This is a genomic window from Neptuniibacter sp. CAU 1671, from assembly GCF_029222905.1.
In the GTDB taxonomy this organism is placed as follows: Bacteria; Pseudomonadota; Gammaproteobacteria; order Pseudomonadales; family Balneatricaceae; genus Neptuniibacter.
In genome coordinates this window covers 62,892-77,075 of sequence record NZ_JARHUE010000005.1, presented here as the reverse complement: position 1 = coordinate 77,075, position 14,184 = coordinate 62,892, and the positions used below count along the sequence as shown (strand labels likewise).

Here is a 14,184-nt window from a genome sequence, read left to right as displayed (position 1 = left end):
AAGTTAAAACCATAATAGTGGACTTTGCGAGTAACCGCTCAGCTAAAATCGGCGGTCTGATGTGGTATAACAGGTTTTTTTGAATCGGGGGTGCTATGACGTTCAGGCTGGAGATGAAAGTACGGGATTACGAATGTGACCTGCAGGGAATCGTCAATAACGGCGTCTACTTCAATTATCTGGAGCACGCCCGGCATGAATTTCTGCTTGAGAAGGGTATCGACTTTGCAGCACTCACCGCCCAAGGGATTCATCTGGTGGTGGTGCGTTCCGAACTGGATTACCGCCAGTCCCTCACCAGCGGTGATCGTTTTGCAATTGAGGTGCAGGTTGAGCGTATCAGCCGCGTCAAATTCGGTTTCCGGCAACAGGTCATTCGGTTATCCGATAATCAGGTGGTATTGCACGGATTAGTCATCGGTGTGGCGCTGAACCCTCAGGGGCGTCCCTGTGTACTCCCCGCTCTGGAAACGCTGCTGGAAGGGTGATCAGAGCGCCTGAAGCTGTGACCAGAAGGCGCTGATGAGGGGGTTTTTCAGCTTTTTATTCAGGGTCACAATGCCTACTTCGTAGGGCTCCAGCTCCGGTTCAACCGGCAGAATAGTAACGCTCCCCGCCAACGGACTGTTTTGCAGCACAATCTGCGGTACCACGCCTACACCGAAACCCAGGCTGACCATGCTCACAATCGCTTCATTGCCTGCCACCTGGGCATAGATTCGGGGCTTAATCTGGTGCTGCCTGAACCACTGGTCAACCCGCTTTCTCGCAATGCCTTCCTCAGACAGAATCATCGGGGTCTCTGCAGTGATCTCGGTGCTGCTCTGGCCGTTGCCCGGGTCTTTAGGGCCAATAAACAGCAGTGGCGAAATGGCGATCTGTTTAAATGCCAGGCCATTGGGCAGATGGCTGGGTTTGGCTGCAATGGCAAAGTCATCTTCGCCGCTCATCACTCTGGGGATGGCATGCTCAGGATCACCCGTATGCAGCTTGATTTCGATGCTGGGGAAATCAAGCCGGAACCGGCTCAGTATTTCGAACAGGAAGCTGTAGCTGGCGGTGACGGAACAATAGATGCTCAACTCGCCCTGTAATTCCCCGGACTGTTGCATCAGGGTGGTGCGGATCAGATCCCACTGGCCCAGCGCGTCGCGGGCGTAGCTCTGAAAGAGCATGCCTGCACCGGTCATCGCAACCGACCTGTTATCACGTTCAAACAGTGGGGTACCCAGCTCATCTTCCAGCTGTTTGATGCTGCGGCTGAGGGCGGATGGGCTGACATGGCAGGCTTCACTGGCTTTGCCGAAGTGTAAGCACTCACTCAGGATTAGGAATTGTCGTAACTGTTTGATGTCCATGCTGGCATCTTATTGTGCTTTTTTGCCAGATGCACGAGGAGTAATGCAAATGGAGTTGTTGCTTTGCACAATTAAGGTGCGATTCATCTGTTTTTGATAGCGTTTCAGAGAGCGGGTTGGGTTGGTGTTAGTTGGGGGTTTACAAAGCGAACATAACTTAATCTATTGATATTAAATAAGTATATTTTAAATACACGGCATAATTCTTGAATTTTAAAACTTTTCATATACGGAGATGTCAATAGGTTATACTTTGTGCAATGCACAAATTTATGGAGGGCTCAGGATGACTCGACGCTTAAATCTGGCATTGCAGGGAGGTGGAGCTCATGGCGCATTTGCCTGGGGTGTGCTGGACCGCCTGCTTGAAGAAGAGAATTTTTATCCTGAAGGTATCAGTGGTACCAGCGCCGGTGCGACCAATGCGATCATTATGACACAAGGCTGGCTGGATAATGGTCCGGAGGGTGCGCGGGAAGCGTTGAACCGCTTCTGGCACAAGGTCTCTCTTTGTTCGCCGCAGGACCTGCTGGGCACTCAGGTACCGGAAGCGCAACTGACAACGATGACCGGCTGGATGCTGGATCTGCTGCGGTATGTTTCCCCCTATGATCTGAATCCACTTGATATTAATCCGCTGCGGGGCCTGCTGGTTGAGCAGGTTGATTTTGAACAGCTCCGGGCGGAGTCTCCTTTTAATCTTTTTATCGCCGCTACGGATGTCAGTCGTGGCAAAATCCGGTTGTTTCGTGAATCAGAACTCACGGTAGAGCATATTTTGGCATCGGCCTGTCTGCCAACGCTGCATCAGGCCATTGAAATAGAGGGTGTGCCCTACTGGGATGGCGGCTTTTCAGGCAACCCCGCGGTCTATCCATTGATTTTTGACTGCCGCAGCTCCGATATTCTGATGGTGCTTCTGCAACCCATGTATCGACCGGAGGTGCCGACCAGCTCTCAGGCGATTAACCAGCGTATTACCGAGCTGGGTTTTCAGAGCACCTTTATGCGGGAGATGCGTGCCATCAGCTACACTATTGAACAGTCCCGCAGTAAATATTTCACCTCCAGCAGTCTGGAGCAGCGGTTCAGGCAGTTACGTTTTCATTTGATTGAATCGGGTGAGGTGCTGTCAACGCTGGAGGGTGCCAGTAAGTATGTTACCCGGCAGGATTTTCTGGGGGGGCTGAAAGAACGCGGCAGGGAAACAGCGGATCAATGGTTGCAGAACCACCGGCAGGATATCGGTATCAGAGCAAGCTGTAACCTCAATGAACTGTTTCTCTGAGAGGGAAGGGGATGCGGGAGCGAGGTACGCTCAGGGTATTACTGCTGCAAATTCGCGATGGTGCTCAGGTGAGGCGTGAAGAGCTGGAAAGTTTTGCGCTTTACAGTGGCCTGAGTCTGCGTCAGATCGATGTGTTAAACGTATTTGATACCCCTCAGGTGCCGGTGGATGCGTTTGAGGGCTACGATGCTGTGTTTGTCGGTGGCGCCAGCGAAGCCAACGTGTTGCAGCCAGAGCAGTATCCTTTTGTGACCAGTTGTATCCATCTCCTGACGGCCTGTATCAACCAGAATATCCCTGTTTTTGCCTCCTGTTTTGGCTTTCAGCTGGCCGTACTTGCGCTGGGTGGTGAGATTAAACATCGGGAGACTGGATTCGAAATGGGGACGCTGCCTATTTCAGTCAGTCTGGCCGCTACTGATGACCCTCTGTTCAGCCATCTGCATGATCCGTTTTATGCGGTTTCTGTTCATAAACAGTATGCAGATCAGCTTCCATCAGACTGCCAGGTATTGGCCTTTACCCAGCAGTGTATTCATGCTTTCAGGGTGTTGGATAAGCCGTTCTGGGCGTTCCAGTTTCACCCTGAAGTGGATCGGCGAGTGCTGGTTGAACGGCTGACCTACTATCAACACAACTACACCGAAGGTGAACGTCATCTGAAACAGGTTCTGGATGCCGCTGTTGAAACGCCGGTCTCCAATGCGCTGCTGGCACGTTTTGTTGATCGTGTCTTGTTGGTTTGATGCATGGCATCAGCGGGTGCAGCACAGTAGAATGACGTTCTTCCTTTCTGGCGGATGAGAAACCCATGACAGAGCACGAAGAAGTACCAGCACAGGAGCAGGATAAACCCCGGGGTCGGGGCGTCTATCTGTTGCCCAATCTGTTTACCACCGGCGCTTTATTTGCGGGTTTTTATGCCGTGGTCGCCAGCATGAACAACCAGTTTGAAAATGCGGCTGTGGCCATTTTTGTCGCCATGATTCTGGATGGACTGGACGGACGCGTGGCTCGCTGGACCAATACAACCAGCCCGTTTGGCGCTGAATATGACTCCCTTGCGGATATGGTCTCCTTTGGTGTAGCGCCTTCGCTGGTAGCCTTTAACTGGGTGCTGTCTGATATTGGCAAGCTGGGTTGGTTTGTTGCATTTGTGTATGTGGCCTGTGCCGCCCTGCGTCTGGCCAGATTTAATACTCAGATCGGCTCAGTGGATAAACGCTATTTCATAGGTCTGCCCAGCCCGGCTGCTGCCGGGACCGTTGCTGGCCTGGTGTGGGCGGCAGTGGAGTTTGACATCACCAGCGCAAACTATGTTTATCTGGTGGCTGTTTACGTCGCCTTGGCCGCAGTGCTAATGGTCAGCAATATCCTGTATTACAGCTTTAAGGATGTGGGCCTGAAAGAGAAAGTGCCGTTCCTGATTCTGACAGGCATTGTCCTTGGCCTGGCGGTGATCTCTATCAATCCGCCGACCTTCCTGTGGCTACTCTTTCTGGTCTACGCCCTGTCTGGCCCGGCGCTCTGGGTACTGAGAAAACGCAAGCAGTTGCATCGCGATACTGAGGCTTAAGCGCAGTCTGAATTCCCCTGTCCCGGTACAGGGGAATTATTTTCCTGTTGGCAGTCTAACCACTATCGGAAACTGCTCTGGGGGCTGCCATGCTGATTAAAAAACCTGATTCCATACCATCTTCTGAAATCACATCCGAGTCAGTTTATCTGCAGCGACGGCAGTTTATGCGCGGTGTCGGCGGTTTGATGCTCGGTGGTATGTCAGGCTTGGCTCATGCCGTGCCGGAGTATCCTATTGATGCGGATCTGCCGCGTTACCCCGGTCCTGCCTGGCTGCAACCGCAGATTCGCAGCAGTGTCAGAAACAACGACTACTCAACCAGTGAAACACCAGCACCCTACTTCAACGCCATTACACACAACAATTTTTACGAATTTGGTACCGCGAAAAAGAACCCGGCTCAGTATGCGCAGGAGTTCAAAACCGACCCTTGGAAGGTGGAAATTGCCGGGGCGGTAAATAAACCCGGTCACTATCACCTCGAAGATGTCATCAAACCCCATCTGCTTGAGGAGCGTATTTACAGGCTTCGCTGTGTTGAAGCCTGGTCCATGGTCATTCCCTGGATTGGTGTACCACTGGCTGAAGTATTAAAAGCTTTTGAGCCTACCTCAAAAGCTAAGTATGTTGCGTTCACCACTTTGCTGGATCCGGAACAGATGCCGGGGCAGCGATCCTATTTCAGTACCATTCGCTGGCCCTATGTAGAAGGGTTGCGGCTGGATGAAGCGAGGCATCCGTTGACCTTGCTGGCGGTAGGTGTCTATGGCAATGCTTTGCCGCCACAGAACGGCGCGCCGATTCGTCTGGTGGTGCCCTGGAAATATGGTTTCAAGAGCATCAAATCGATCGTCAAAATCAGCCTTGAAGAGGAGATGCCGCCGACCAGCTGGAATCTGACTGCGCCCAATGAATACGGTTTTTACGCCAATGTGAACCCAAAGGTTGATCATCCGCGCTGGAGTCAGGCCACAGAACGCCGGTTGCCCTCTTCATTGCTTGATCCTAACCGGATTGAAACAACCCTCTTCAACGGTTATGCCGAGGAGGTTGCCGGGCTTTATAAGGGAATGGATCTGAAAAAATGGTATTAACGGCTCGGATAAATTGGGGGCGGATCATTGTATGGTGGAGTCTGTTTTTAAGCTGCCTTATGCCCCTGCTATGGATCAGTTATCAGGCCTGGACACTTAATCTTGGCGCTGATCCTGCTGAAGAGATTACCGATTTTACTGGCACCTGGACGCTACGGTTTTTGTGGCTCACCCTGGCGGTTACACCGCTGCGAAAGTTATTTGGCTGGAGCTGGTTGATCCGCTACCGGCGCATGCTCGGGCTGTATACGGCGTTTTATGCGCTGATTCATCTGTTATGTTTTGTCACGTTTATTCTGGGTTGGCGACTCGATTTGTTGTGGAATGAGGTGACAGAGCGGCCTTATATCATCGTTGGTTCGCTGGCGTTCTTGCTGTTATTGCCTCTGGTGGTCACATCAACCAAAAAAATGCAGCGCAGGCTGGGCAGAAACTGGACCCGCTTACATCAGTCCGTTTACCTGATCAGTCTGTTGGCGTTGCTGCATTTTATCTGGCAGATCCGCAGTAACTACCTTGAGGTGCTGATTTATGGTGTGATTCTGGCGGTACTGCTGGGGTATCGGCTATACCTTAAATTAAGAACAACTCATCTACTGAGGATGTCTAAAGTACATTCTTCCTGAACTGGCAAAGGAGGTGTGCGATGTTGAGGAGGTTCAAAACGAATAATTTCTGGCAGGTGTTTACCAGCACACTGGCAGCGCTTTTCGGTGTCCAGTCTGAAAAAAATCGTAGTCGTGATTTTACCTCGGGCAAGTTTCTGCCTTACCTGGTCAGTGGTGTTGTTGTGGCGCTACTGTTTGTGCTGTGCGTTATGGTGTTGGTGCGTGTGGCTTTATACCTTGCGGGGGCCTGATTTTCTGGCGCTCACCCTCTCGAGCACTCTGGTTTTCCCTTCCTGATTCGGCCGGACTTATTGCAAATGCGGCATATTGTCACACCCCTGAAAGCAGTACTTATGGTCTGTAAGATTTACGCTTAAGTATTGTTATTGTTAGGGAAATTGCTGTTCAAAAAATATTCACTGCCAAACTTGCATTCTGTTTTTCCCTGCTATACTTCAGCAAAACCAAGTGGATTGGTCGGATAAGATAGGAAGGAACCAGGACTACAGAGAGCCTGCTCAAAGCCTGTCGCTACCGACGTTGCGTATTGTTGTCACAACGCCCCTAGTGACTTGCCTTGAGCAGGCTCTTTTGTATGTTTACAAAGGAGGGCAGTTAATGAGTAGAGCTACCCCATGGTTGCTGGTTGCACTGTGTGCACCGTGCGCTGCATGGGCAGATTGGACCGTCAATCTGACTCAGGGCGTGACAGATATCAGTCGCGAGGTCTATGGCCTGCATATGCTGATATTTTGGATTTGTGTTGCGATTGGCGTGGTCGTTTTTGGCGTCATGCTTTGGGCGCTGATCCATCATCGCAAATCTCGTGGGGCCGAAGCCCACAACTTCCACGAAAACGTGGCGGTTGAGATCACCTGGACGATCATCCCTTTCGTCATCCTCATCGCCATGGCTGTCCCGGCAACAGCGACGCTGGTCAAAATGTATGACCAGTCGGAAGCTGAGCTGGATATCCAGATCACCGGCTACCAGTGGAAGTGGCGCTACCAGTATCTAGGCGAAGATATCGATTTCTTCTCATCCCTGAGTACGCCGCAAACCCAGATCGGTAATGAAGAATCCAAAGGCGAGCATTATCTGCTCGAGGTGGATAACCCGCTGGTAATTCCAACCGGCAAAAAAGTTCGTTTTCTGGTGACTGCCAATGACGTAATCCATTCATGGTGGGTGCCTGATTTGGCGGTTAAGAAAGACGCTATCCCTGGTTTCATTAATGAAATCTGGACCCGGGTTGAAGAGCCCGGTGTTTTCCGGGGCCAATGCGCTGAACTCTGCGGTAAAGACCACGGATTTATGCCGATTGTGGTTGAGGCCAAGTCTGAAGCAGATTACCAGCAGTGGCTGGCAGAGATGAAACAGGCCAAGTCGTCTCAGGCCGCGGCGGCAGAAAAGACCTGGACGCTGGCTGAGCTGATGGAAAGCGGACAGCAGGTTTACAACCGTACCTGTGCAGCATGCCATGGGCCTGATGGCGGTGGTTTACCCGGTGTATTCCCGGCGCTCAAGAACAGCCCGATTGCTCTCGGTGATCCGGCAGCACATATCGATATTGTAATGAACGGTAAGGCTGGTACCGCCATGCAGGCGTTCCGTGACCAGTTGAGTGCCGTTGAGCTGGCCGCTGTCGTGACCTATGAGCGAAATGCTTTCGGTAACAACACCGGTGATCTGATTAACCCCGCTGATATTGCAGCACTGAAACAGTAGGAGGGTGATATGTCGACTCTGGAACAGACTGCTGCAGCCGGCGAGCTGACAGAACACCACCACGGTCCTGCTTCAGGCATTGGCCGCTGGTTATTTACCACTAACCACAAAGATATAGGCACGCTCTATCTCTGGTTCAGTTTCATCATGTTCCTCACCGGTGGGTGTATGGCGCTGATGATTCGTGCTGAACTGTTTCAGCCGGGATTACAGCTGATTGAACCGGCATTTTTCAACCAGATGACCACCATGCATGGTCTGATCATGGTATTTGGTGCGGTGATGCCCGCTTTTGTCGGGTTGGCTAACTGGATGGTGCCGATGATGGTGGGCGCGCCGGATATGGCACTGCCGCGGATGAACAACTGGAGTTTCTGGATCCTGCCATTTGCCTTCGCCATGATGATCTCGACCCTGTTCATGGACGGTGGCGCACCTAACTTTGGCTGGACCTTCTATGCTCCGCTTTCCACGACCTATGCGCCTCCCAGCGTAACCTTCTTCATCTTTGCCGTGCATATGATGGGTATCAGTTCGATTATGGGGGCGATCAATATCATTGCTACCATTCTGAACCTGCGGGCACCCGGCATGACCATGATGAAGCTGCCGTTGTTTGTCTGGACCTGGCTGATCACCGCCTTCCTGCTGATTGCAGTGATGCCGGTTCTGGCGGGTGTGGTGACCATGATGCTGATGGATATTCACTTCGGTACCAGCTTCTTCAATGCAGCCGGTGGCGGTGATCCCGTACTTTTCCAGCATGTGTTCTGGTTCTTCGGGCATCCTGAGGTCTATATCATGATTCTGCCGGCGTTTGGTATCGTCAGTGAGATCATTCCCACCTTTGCCCGCAAAAAACTGTTTGGTTATGCCTCCATGGTGTATGCGACCGCGTCGATCGCATTCCTGTCGTTTATCGTCTGGGCGCACCATATGTTCACGGTAGGCATGCCGCTGGTGGGTGAAGTGTTCTTCATGTTCTCCACCATGCTGATTGCAGTACCGACCGGGGTGAAGGTGTTTAACTGGATCGCCACCATGTTCAGGGGCTCGATGACCTTTGAAACGCCGATGCTGTTCTCGCTGGCCTTTGTGGTGCTGTTCACTATTGGTGGGTTCTCAGGGTTGATGCTGGCCATCGCGCCAGTGGATTTCCAATACCATGATACTTATTTTGTGGTGGCGCATTTCCACTATGTGCTGGTGCCGGGGGCTATCTTTGCCATCATGGCGGCGACCTATTACTGGATTCCCAAATGGACCGGTCGCTACTACAACGAAACCATGGGCAAGGTGCATTTCTGGCTGAGTTTCATCGGGGTGAATATCACCTTCTTCCCGATGCACTTTATCGGTCTGGCGGGTATGCCACGGCGAATCCCGGACTACGCATTACAGTTTGCCGACTTTAATGCCGTCGCGTCGGTGGGTGCCTTTATCTTTGGCTTCTCGCAGCTGATTTTCCTCTACAACGTGATCAGTTGTATCCGATCTGGTAAGAAAGCCAGCAGTGAAGTCTGGGAAGGTTCGCATGGCCTGGAATGGACTTTGCCATCCCCCGCGCCTTACCACAGCTTTACCGAGCCTCCGGTGGTGAAATAAGGCAGGAGGCTGGATCGATGGACGCTGAACTGAAAGCCAGAACACGCCGCACCATCGCTTACAGTGTGATGAGCTGTGTGGCGATGTTCGGCTTCGGTTTTGCCTTGGTGCCGCTCTACGATGTTTTTTGTGACATCACAGGGCTGAATGGCAAGGTTGAGCTGCGCGCCGTTGAGGCGCCTGCTCCAGAGGCGGTTGACCTCAGTCGCGAGGTTAAACTGCAACTGACAGCAGTCAATAACGAGTCGATGCCATGGGAGTTTCGCCCCATGAAAAGTCAGACCCGACTGCATCCGGGTCAGTTGCTGCAAACCGCCTACTTTGCCCATAACACCACGGAGCGTTACATGATCGCCCAGGCGATCCCGTCGGTGTCTCCTTCGGAAGCCGCGCCCTATGTGCACAAGGTGAACTGCTTCTGTTTTGATCGTCAGCCATTGTTTGCGGCTGAACAGAAGGAGATGCCGTTGTTGCTCAGTATCGATCCGAAACTGCCTGCCCACATTCATACCATCACGCTCTCCTACACGCTTTTTGACATAACGCCGGCGGCAGACAACCGCGTTGCTGACGGCGGGAGGAATGGATTATGACTACCCAGACCTACTACGTTCCAACCCAGAGCCGTTGGCCCATACTGGCGTCAATTGCCCTGTTTCTGATGGCCTTTGGTGCCGGGAATACCATCAACGGACTTAACGCCGAACAGGGCGGAGGCATCGGTGTGATGCTGCTTCTGGCCGGTGCGCTGGCCATGGGCCTGATCCTGATTGGCTGGTTCGGTAATGTTATTCGTGAAAGCCATGAAGGGCTCTACAGCAGTCAGATGGATCGTTCATTTCGCTGGGGTATGAGCTGGTTTATCTTCTCTGAGGTGATGTTCTTCGCCGCCTTTTTCGGCACCCTGTTTTATATCCGTACGCTGGCCGTGCCATGGCTTGGTGGTGAGGGTGAAAAAGGTGTGGCCAATATGCTCTGGCCGGGCTTCACCGCGGAATGGCCATTGATGGCACCGCCAGACAGTGAAACCTTCCCGGGTCCTAAAGGCATCATCGACCCCTGGCATCTGCCTTTGATTAATACCATCCTGCTGATCTCTTCCAGTGTCACGGTCACTATCGCACACAAGGCCCTGAAGCAGGGTAAGCGTTCTGCAATTGTGCTCTGGCTGGCAGCCACGATTTTGCTGGGTGCCGGGTTCCTTGTGTTCCAGGCCTACGAATACGTTGAGGCCTATCATGAACTTGGGCTCACACTCCACGCCGGCGTTTATGGTGCCACGTTCTTTATCCTGACCGGCTTCCATGGGCTGCATGTCACACTGGGCACGCTGATGCTGATCATTATCTGGCTGCGGGTGATGAAGGGGCATTTTTCAGCCGAGAAACACTTTGGCTTCGAGGCGGTGTCCTGGTATTGGCATTTTGTGGATGTGGTCTGGGTGGGATTGTTCCTGTTTGTTTACATCCTTTAATGCAGCCAGGGTGCATGGGGTTTCAGTTCGCCACTGTAAATCCCATACAGCAAAACAAGAATGATCAGGGCGCAAAATCCAACCCGGAAAAAAAGTGAGTTTACCGTTCGGTTGGAGCGTCCCTGATCCTTGATTAAAAAGAAAAGGCCGCAGAAAAGGCTGATAACAGCGGCAAGAAACAATAATAATAACAGTGGTTTAAGTAGCATTATGTACAGTTCCGGCAAGCTGATGAATCTACAGAGTAAAGATCAAAGCACGCTGCGCTTCAAGTGGATGTTGGCGGGGTTCGCGTTATTTGGGCTGCCGGTACTGGTAGGACTGGGCTGTTGGCAGTTGCAAAGGGCTGATCAGAAACAGCAGCTGCTGGACAGTATGCAGCAGGCTGAACAACTGCAATATCTTCCCCTCTCTGAATCACTTTCTGACGTTCAGTATTCAATGCTTGCCCTGCAGGGAGAGTTTGACCGACAGCAGTATTTTTTGCTGGATAATCGTACCCGGGAAGGCCGCGTGGGTTATGAGGTCATTGCGCTGTTTCAGCCGTTACAGGAAGCGCACTTGATACTGGTAAACCTGGGTTGGACACCAGCGGGAAACTCCAGAGATGAATTGCCCAATGTTGACCTTCCATCGGGTGTTGTCAGCCTGGCGCTCATGGCTAAAGCAGAGCAGTCGTCACTGGTTCTGGCCAGGGATCAATGGGCCGAAGGCTGGCCCAAGCGTATCCAGGCGATTGATACGCAACGGGTTGAAGTGCTGCTTCAGCAACCCATCTGGCATGCAACGGCCAAGACCCGGGAGTCTGTTGTTGATGACTTGGATATCCGTTGGACTCTTAACCTGATGACCCCGGAGCGACATCGGGGTTATGCCTTTCAGTGGTTTGCGCTGGCTACGGCCCTGTTGATTTTGTTGGTTGTCAGCTGGTTTCGCTTACAGGGAGAAAAACACCATGAATAAACGTATTTTCTGGCTGGTCTGGGGGGTGGGGCTTATCCCGATGGTCAGTGCAATAGTGATGTATTACGGTGGGTTTGCTGTCCCCGAAGGCCGTGTTAATCATGGCGAACTGGTTGTTGGGCAGCAGTTGAATGGTTGGTTTGCAAGCAGTAAAACCCCCGAGACACTCACCACCGAGCACTGGCAGTTGATCCTGACCAGTCCAACCACCTGCCAGTCCGCCAAGTCTTGTACCGAGTGGCGTGATCGACTTGAAAAAATTCATATTGCCCTTGGCAAAGACAGTGATCGGGTCGTGGTTAATGTGCTGGATGATCTGACTGCGTCAGACCAGACCGTCTCTCCGGGACAGGCAATCTGGATTGCTGATCCGTTGGGCAATCTGGTGCTGCGTTATGAGTATGAACAGTCTCCTCGTGGGGTGCTGGATGATCTGCGTAAATTGCTGAAGTTATCCAAGGTGGGCTGAGTATGGCGCTACGTACAGCATGGAAATTGGTCAACCTGGCGATTCTGCTGGTCTTGCTGGTGGTTTTAATGGGTGGCTGGACGCGTATCAATGATGCGGGTCTGAGTTGCCCTGACTGGCCTGGATGTTATGGCCATATAGTGATGCCCGGATCGCATGAGGCACTTGAACTGGCGCAACAGCGTTATCCGGACACACCTATCGAAAAACATAAAACCTGGCTGGAGATGGGCCATCGTTATCTGGCGGGTTCATTGGGTTTGCTGATTGCGGCGCTGGCCGGCATCGCTGTACATAAGCGCAAGACTCGATCTTATCCGGTTGGACTCAGTGTGGCGTTGCTGCTGCTGGTGGTTATTCAGGCGTTATTTGGTATGTGGACGGTCACCCTGAAACTCCATCCGCTGGTCGTTACTCTGCACCTGATGGGTGGCTTGCTGACCCTGACGCTTTTATTGTTCCTGCGGCAAAAGCTGAAACGGCTGAATATCCGTGAGCCGATCAACCCGGCAGCACCTCAACGCTGGTTCCTGATAGGTGTTTTTTTGCTGCTGTTACAGATCGCACTGGGTGGCTGGACCAGTTCCAACTACGCTGGGTATGCCTGTACTCACTGGGTAAGTTGCAACCCGGGTACTGAACTGGGACTCGATTTTGCGGCCGGTTTTGATCCTGTTAAATCGATCGGTCCTAACTATCAGGGCGGGCAGTTGGGAGTTGAAGCACGTGCGGCTATCCAGGTGGTACACCGTATAGGTGCACTGGTGGTACTCACCTATACCCTGATTCTGCTGTGGTGTTTTTCCCGTATCCCCGCGTTGACCACCCCCCTGAGGTTATTAACGGTGCTGGTGGTGGCGCAGGTTGGGTTAGGTGTTGCCAATATTGTTCATGCCTTGCCGATAGGTCTGGCGATGGCACATCACTTTATGGCAGTGGCGGTTTTATTGGCATTGTTGTGGGCATATGACCGTGCCGGAATGGCGGTTAAGGAGGTAATAGATGGCTGAGCAGCGTGTTTTTGCAGTATCTGAAGCACCCATTGGATGGCGAGACTACCTGATCCTGTGCAAACCCAATGTAGTACTGGTGATGTTAATCACTGCTGCAGTGGGAATGTTTGTGGCGGTGCCCTCTTTGCCAGACCCCGTTAAGGTCATTGTCGGATTGATCGGCATCGGTATGGCGGCTGCCTCCGCAGCAGCGGTAAACCATGTTATGGACCGGCGCATCGATGAAAAAATGGCACGCACGAAAGGTCGGCCATTACCGCAGGGTCGTCTTACCGCCGCGCAGGCGCTGACCTTTTCTGCCATTGTAGGGACGGTTGGAATCAGCCTGTTGGTGATCTGGGTTAACCCGCTTACCGCCTGGCTGACGCTGGCGTCTCTGGTGGGGTATGCGTTGGTCTATACGGTCTGGCTCAAACGCGCGACACCGCAGAATATTGTCATTGGTGGTATCGCAGGTGCGGCGCCGCCGATGCTGGGCTGGACTGCTGTGACCGGTTCACTGGACGCAAACAGCCTGTTATTAATGCTGATTATTTTTGCCTGGACGCCTCCGCATTTCTGGGCGTTGTGTATCGCCCGTAAACAGGATTACGCCAAAGCAGGCATTCCAATGCTGCCTGTGACGCATGGCGATGATTATACCCGCCTGCAGATTGTGCTTTATACCCTGCTGATGGTGGCGACAACTGCGTTGCCGTTTCTGAGCGGCATGAGTGGTTATCTTTATTTGTTATTGGTGGTGGTGCTGAATCTGCGGTTTATGCAATGGGCGCTGAGAGTCTATAACGCTGTGCCCGGGGCGCCTATGGCAATGTTCCGCTATAGCATCACGTACATCATGTTACTTTTTTGTGTCATTTTAATTGATCATTACCTGATCATTAGTTGAAACGGCGTTTAGGCGATCTAAACTTAAGTAGAAACTACCAACCCCTGAAAAAGGAAGGGAGTAAAGCTGTAGATGTAAACCAACCAACGAGCCGTTGAGCGTCTGAAGTCAGGCAG

At 52.3% G+C, this 14,184-nt stretch carries 17 protein-coding genes; 15 read left to right on the top strand and 2 right to left on the bottom strand.

The window, feature by feature from the left end; genetic code table 11:
- The first annotated feature begins 95 nt into the window (after positions 1–95).
- On the top strand, positions 96–488 hold the full coding sequence (locus P2G53_RS09955; protein WP_275816757.1) for an acyl-CoA thioesterase: 393 nt from the start codon (positions 96–98) through the stop codon (positions 486–488).
- Here P2G53_RS09955 and ilvY read toward each other — a convergent pair whose 3' ends face one another.
- A complete protein-coding gene (ilvY, locus tag P2G53_RS09950) occupies positions 489–1,358 on the bottom strand; it encodes an HTH-type transcriptional activator IlvY (RefSeq protein ID WP_275816756.1) in 870 nt (289 codons plus the stop codon).
- Between the two features lie 286 nt (positions 1,359–1,644).
- Between ilvY and P2G53_RS09945 the strand changes: the two genes are divergently transcribed.
- From P2G53_RS09945 to P2G53_RS09900, 10 genes are all read left to right on the top strand, one after another.
- The gene (locus P2G53_RS09945; RefSeq protein ID WP_275816754.1) at positions 1,645–2,646 is read left to right on the top strand and encodes a patatin-like phospholipase family protein; all 1,002 of its coding nucleotides are present in this window, start codon (positions 1,645–1,647) and stop codon (positions 2,644–2,646) included.
- 11 nt (positions 2,647–2,657) lie between these two features.
- Complete coding sequence (locus P2G53_RS09940) at positions 2,658–3,392, top strand: type 1 glutamine amidotransferase (RefSeq protein ID WP_275816752.1); 735 nt, start codon at positions 2,658–2,660, stop codon at positions 3,390–3,392.
- Positions 3,393–3,457: 65 nt separating this feature from the next.
- Positions 3,458–4,222: a CDP-diacylglycerol--serine O-phosphatidyltransferase gene (gene pssA, locus P2G53_RS09935; RefSeq protein WP_275816750.1), complete on the top strand. Its 765-nt coding sequence runs from the start codon at positions 3,458–3,460 to the stop codon at positions 4,220–4,222.
- An 89-nt stretch (positions 4,223–4,311) separates the two neighbouring features.
- Complete coding sequence (msrP, locus tag P2G53_RS09930; RefSeq protein WP_275816748.1) at positions 4,312–5,319, top strand: protein-methionine-sulfoxide reductase catalytic subunit MsrP; 1,008 nt, start codon at positions 4,312–4,314, stop codon at positions 5,317–5,319.
- Between the two features lie 59 nt (positions 5,320–5,378).
- A complete protein-coding gene (locus P2G53_RS09925; protein ID WP_275816746.1) occupies positions 5,379–5,945 on the top strand; it encodes a protein-methionine-sulfoxide reductase heme-binding subunit MsrQ in 567 nt (188 codons plus the stop codon).
- 20 nt (positions 5,946–5,965) lie between these two features.
- Positions 5,966–6,178 carry a DUF2970 domain-containing protein gene (locus P2G53_RS09920; protein WP_275816744.1) on the top strand — a complete coding sequence of 71 codons (213 nt, stop codon included), beginning with the start codon at positions 5,966–5,968 and terminating at the stop codon, positions 6,176–6,178.
- Between the two features lie 367 nt (positions 6,179–6,545).
- Complete coding sequence (gene coxB, locus P2G53_RS09915; RefSeq protein ID WP_275816743.1) at positions 6,546–7,655, top strand: cytochrome c oxidase subunit II; 1,110 nt, start codon at positions 6,546–6,548, stop codon at positions 7,653–7,655.
- A gap of 9 nt (positions 7,656–7,664) precedes the next feature.
- Positions 7,665–9,260: a cytochrome c oxidase subunit I gene (ctaD, locus tag P2G53_RS09910; protein ID WP_275816741.1), complete on the top strand. Its 1,596-nt coding sequence runs from the start codon at positions 7,665–7,667 to the stop codon at positions 9,258–9,260.
- A 17-nt stretch (positions 9,261–9,277) separates the two neighbouring features.
- Complete coding sequence (locus P2G53_RS09905; protein WP_275816739.1) at positions 9,278–9,853, top strand: cytochrome c oxidase assembly protein; 576 nt, start codon at positions 9,278–9,280, stop codon at positions 9,851–9,853.
- Complete coding sequence (locus P2G53_RS09900; RefSeq protein WP_275816737.1) at positions 9,850–10,734, top strand: cytochrome c oxidase subunit 3; 885 nt, start codon at positions 9,850–9,852, stop codon at positions 10,732–10,734. Before P2G53_RS09905 ends, P2G53_RS09900 begins: the two co-directional genes overlap by 4 nt.
- Here P2G53_RS09900 and P2G53_RS09895 read toward each other — a convergent pair.
- A complete protein-coding gene (locus P2G53_RS09895) occupies positions 10,731–10,943 on the bottom strand; it encodes a twin transmembrane helix small protein (RefSeq protein WP_275816735.1) in 213 nt (70 codons plus the stop codon). The two genes, P2G53_RS09900 and P2G53_RS09895, sit on opposite strands and share 4 nt — an antisense overlap.
- Before the next feature lie 22 nt (positions 10,944–10,965).
- Here P2G53_RS09895 and P2G53_RS09890 point away from each other — a divergent pair, with 22 nt between their 5' ends.
- The 4 genes from P2G53_RS09890 to cyoE are packed head-to-tail and all read left to right on the top strand — an operon-like array spanning position 10,966 to position 14,068.
- Positions 10,966–11,697: an SURF1 family protein gene (locus P2G53_RS09890; protein ID WP_275816733.1), complete on the top strand. Its 732-nt coding sequence runs from the start codon at positions 10,966–10,968 to the stop codon at positions 11,695–11,697.
- Positions 11,690–12,166 (top strand): hypothetical protein, encoded by a 477-nt coding sequence (locus P2G53_RS09885; RefSeq protein WP_275816731.1) that lies wholly within the window; start codon positions 11,690–11,692, stop codon positions 12,164–12,166. The genes P2G53_RS09890 and P2G53_RS09885 overlap by 8 nt, the downstream gene beginning before the upstream one ends.
- A 2-nt stretch (positions 12,167–12,168) precedes the next feature.
- Positions 12,169–13,176 carry a COX15/CtaA family protein gene (locus tag P2G53_RS09880; RefSeq protein WP_275816730.1) on the top strand — a complete coding sequence of 336 codons (1,008 nt, stop codon included), beginning with the start codon at positions 12,169–12,171 and terminating at the stop codon, positions 13,174–13,176.
- Entirely contained in the window at positions 13,169–14,068 is a 900-nt protein-coding gene (cyoE, locus tag P2G53_RS09875; RefSeq protein WP_275816727.1) for a heme o synthase, read from the top strand. Before P2G53_RS09880 ends, cyoE begins: the two co-directional genes overlap by 8 nt.
- Positions 14,069–14,184 lie beyond the last annotated feature (116 nt).

What these genes read in the sequence shown, in the direction of transcription:
- ilvY (WP_275816756.1), bottom strand. Translation starts at nt 1,358, where the DNA reads ATGGACATCAAACAGTTACGACAATTCCTAATCCTGAGTGAGTGCTTA.
- P2G53_RS09940 (WP_275816752.1), top strand. Translation starts at nt 2,658, where the DNA reads ATGCGGGAGCGAGGTACGCTCAGGGTATTACTGCTGCAAATTCGCGAT.
- P2G53_RS09945 (WP_275816754.1), top strand. Translation starts at nt 1,645, where the DNA reads ATGACTCGACGCTTAAATCTGGCATTGCAGGGAGGTGGAGCTCATGGC.
- P2G53_RS09890 (WP_275816733.1), top strand. Translation starts at nt 10,966, where the DNA reads ATGAATCTACAGAGTAAAGATCAAAGCACGCTGCGCTTCAAGTGGATG.
- P2G53_RS09900 (WP_275816737.1), top strand. Translation starts at nt 9,850, where the DNA reads ATGACTACCCAGACCTACTACGTTCCAACCCAGAGCCGTTGGCCCATA.
- P2G53_RS09885 (WP_275816731.1), top strand. Translation starts at nt 11,690, where the DNA reads ATGAATAAACGTATTTTCTGGCTGGTCTGGGGGGTGGGGCTTATCCCG.
- ctaD (WP_275816741.1), top strand. Translation starts at nt 7,665, where the DNA reads ATGTCGACTCTGGAACAGACTGCTGCAGCCGGCGAGCTGACAGAACAC.
- P2G53_RS09925 (WP_275816746.1), top strand. Translation starts at nt 5,379, where the DNA reads ATGCCCCTGCTATGGATCAGTTATCAGGCCTGGACACTTAATCTTGGC.
- P2G53_RS09955 (WP_275816757.1), top strand. Translation starts at nt 96, where the DNA reads ATGACGTTCAGGCTGGAGATGAAAGTACGGGATTACGAATGTGACCTG.
- pssA (WP_275816750.1), top strand. Translation starts at nt 3,458, where the DNA reads ATGACAGAGCACGAAGAAGTACCAGCACAGGAGCAGGATAAACCCCGG.
- coxB (WP_275816743.1), top strand. Translation starts at nt 6,546, where the DNA reads ATGAGTAGAGCTACCCCATGGTTGCTGGTTGCACTGTGTGCACCGTGC.
- P2G53_RS09905 (WP_275816739.1), top strand. Translation starts at nt 9,278, where the DNA reads ATGGACGCTGAACTGAAAGCCAGAACACGCCGCACCATCGCTTACAGT.
- msrP (WP_275816748.1), top strand. Translation starts at nt 4,312, where the DNA reads ATGCTGATTAAAAAACCTGATTCCATACCATCTTCTGAAATCACATCC.
- P2G53_RS09880 (WP_275816730.1), top strand. Translation starts at nt 12,169, where the DNA reads ATGGCGCTACGTACAGCATGGAAATTGGTCAACCTGGCGATTCTGCTG.
- cyoE (WP_275816727.1), top strand. Translation starts at nt 13,169, where the DNA reads ATGGCTGAGCAGCGTGTTTTTGCAGTATCTGAAGCACCCATTGGATGG.
- P2G53_RS09920 (WP_275816744.1), top strand. Translation starts at nt 5,966, where the DNA reads ATGTTGAGGAGGTTCAAAACGAATAATTTCTGGCAGGTGTTTACCAGC.
- P2G53_RS09895 (WP_275816735.1), bottom strand. Translation starts at nt 10,943, where the DNA reads ATGCTACTTAAACCACTGTTATTATTATTGTTTCTTGCCGCTGTTATC.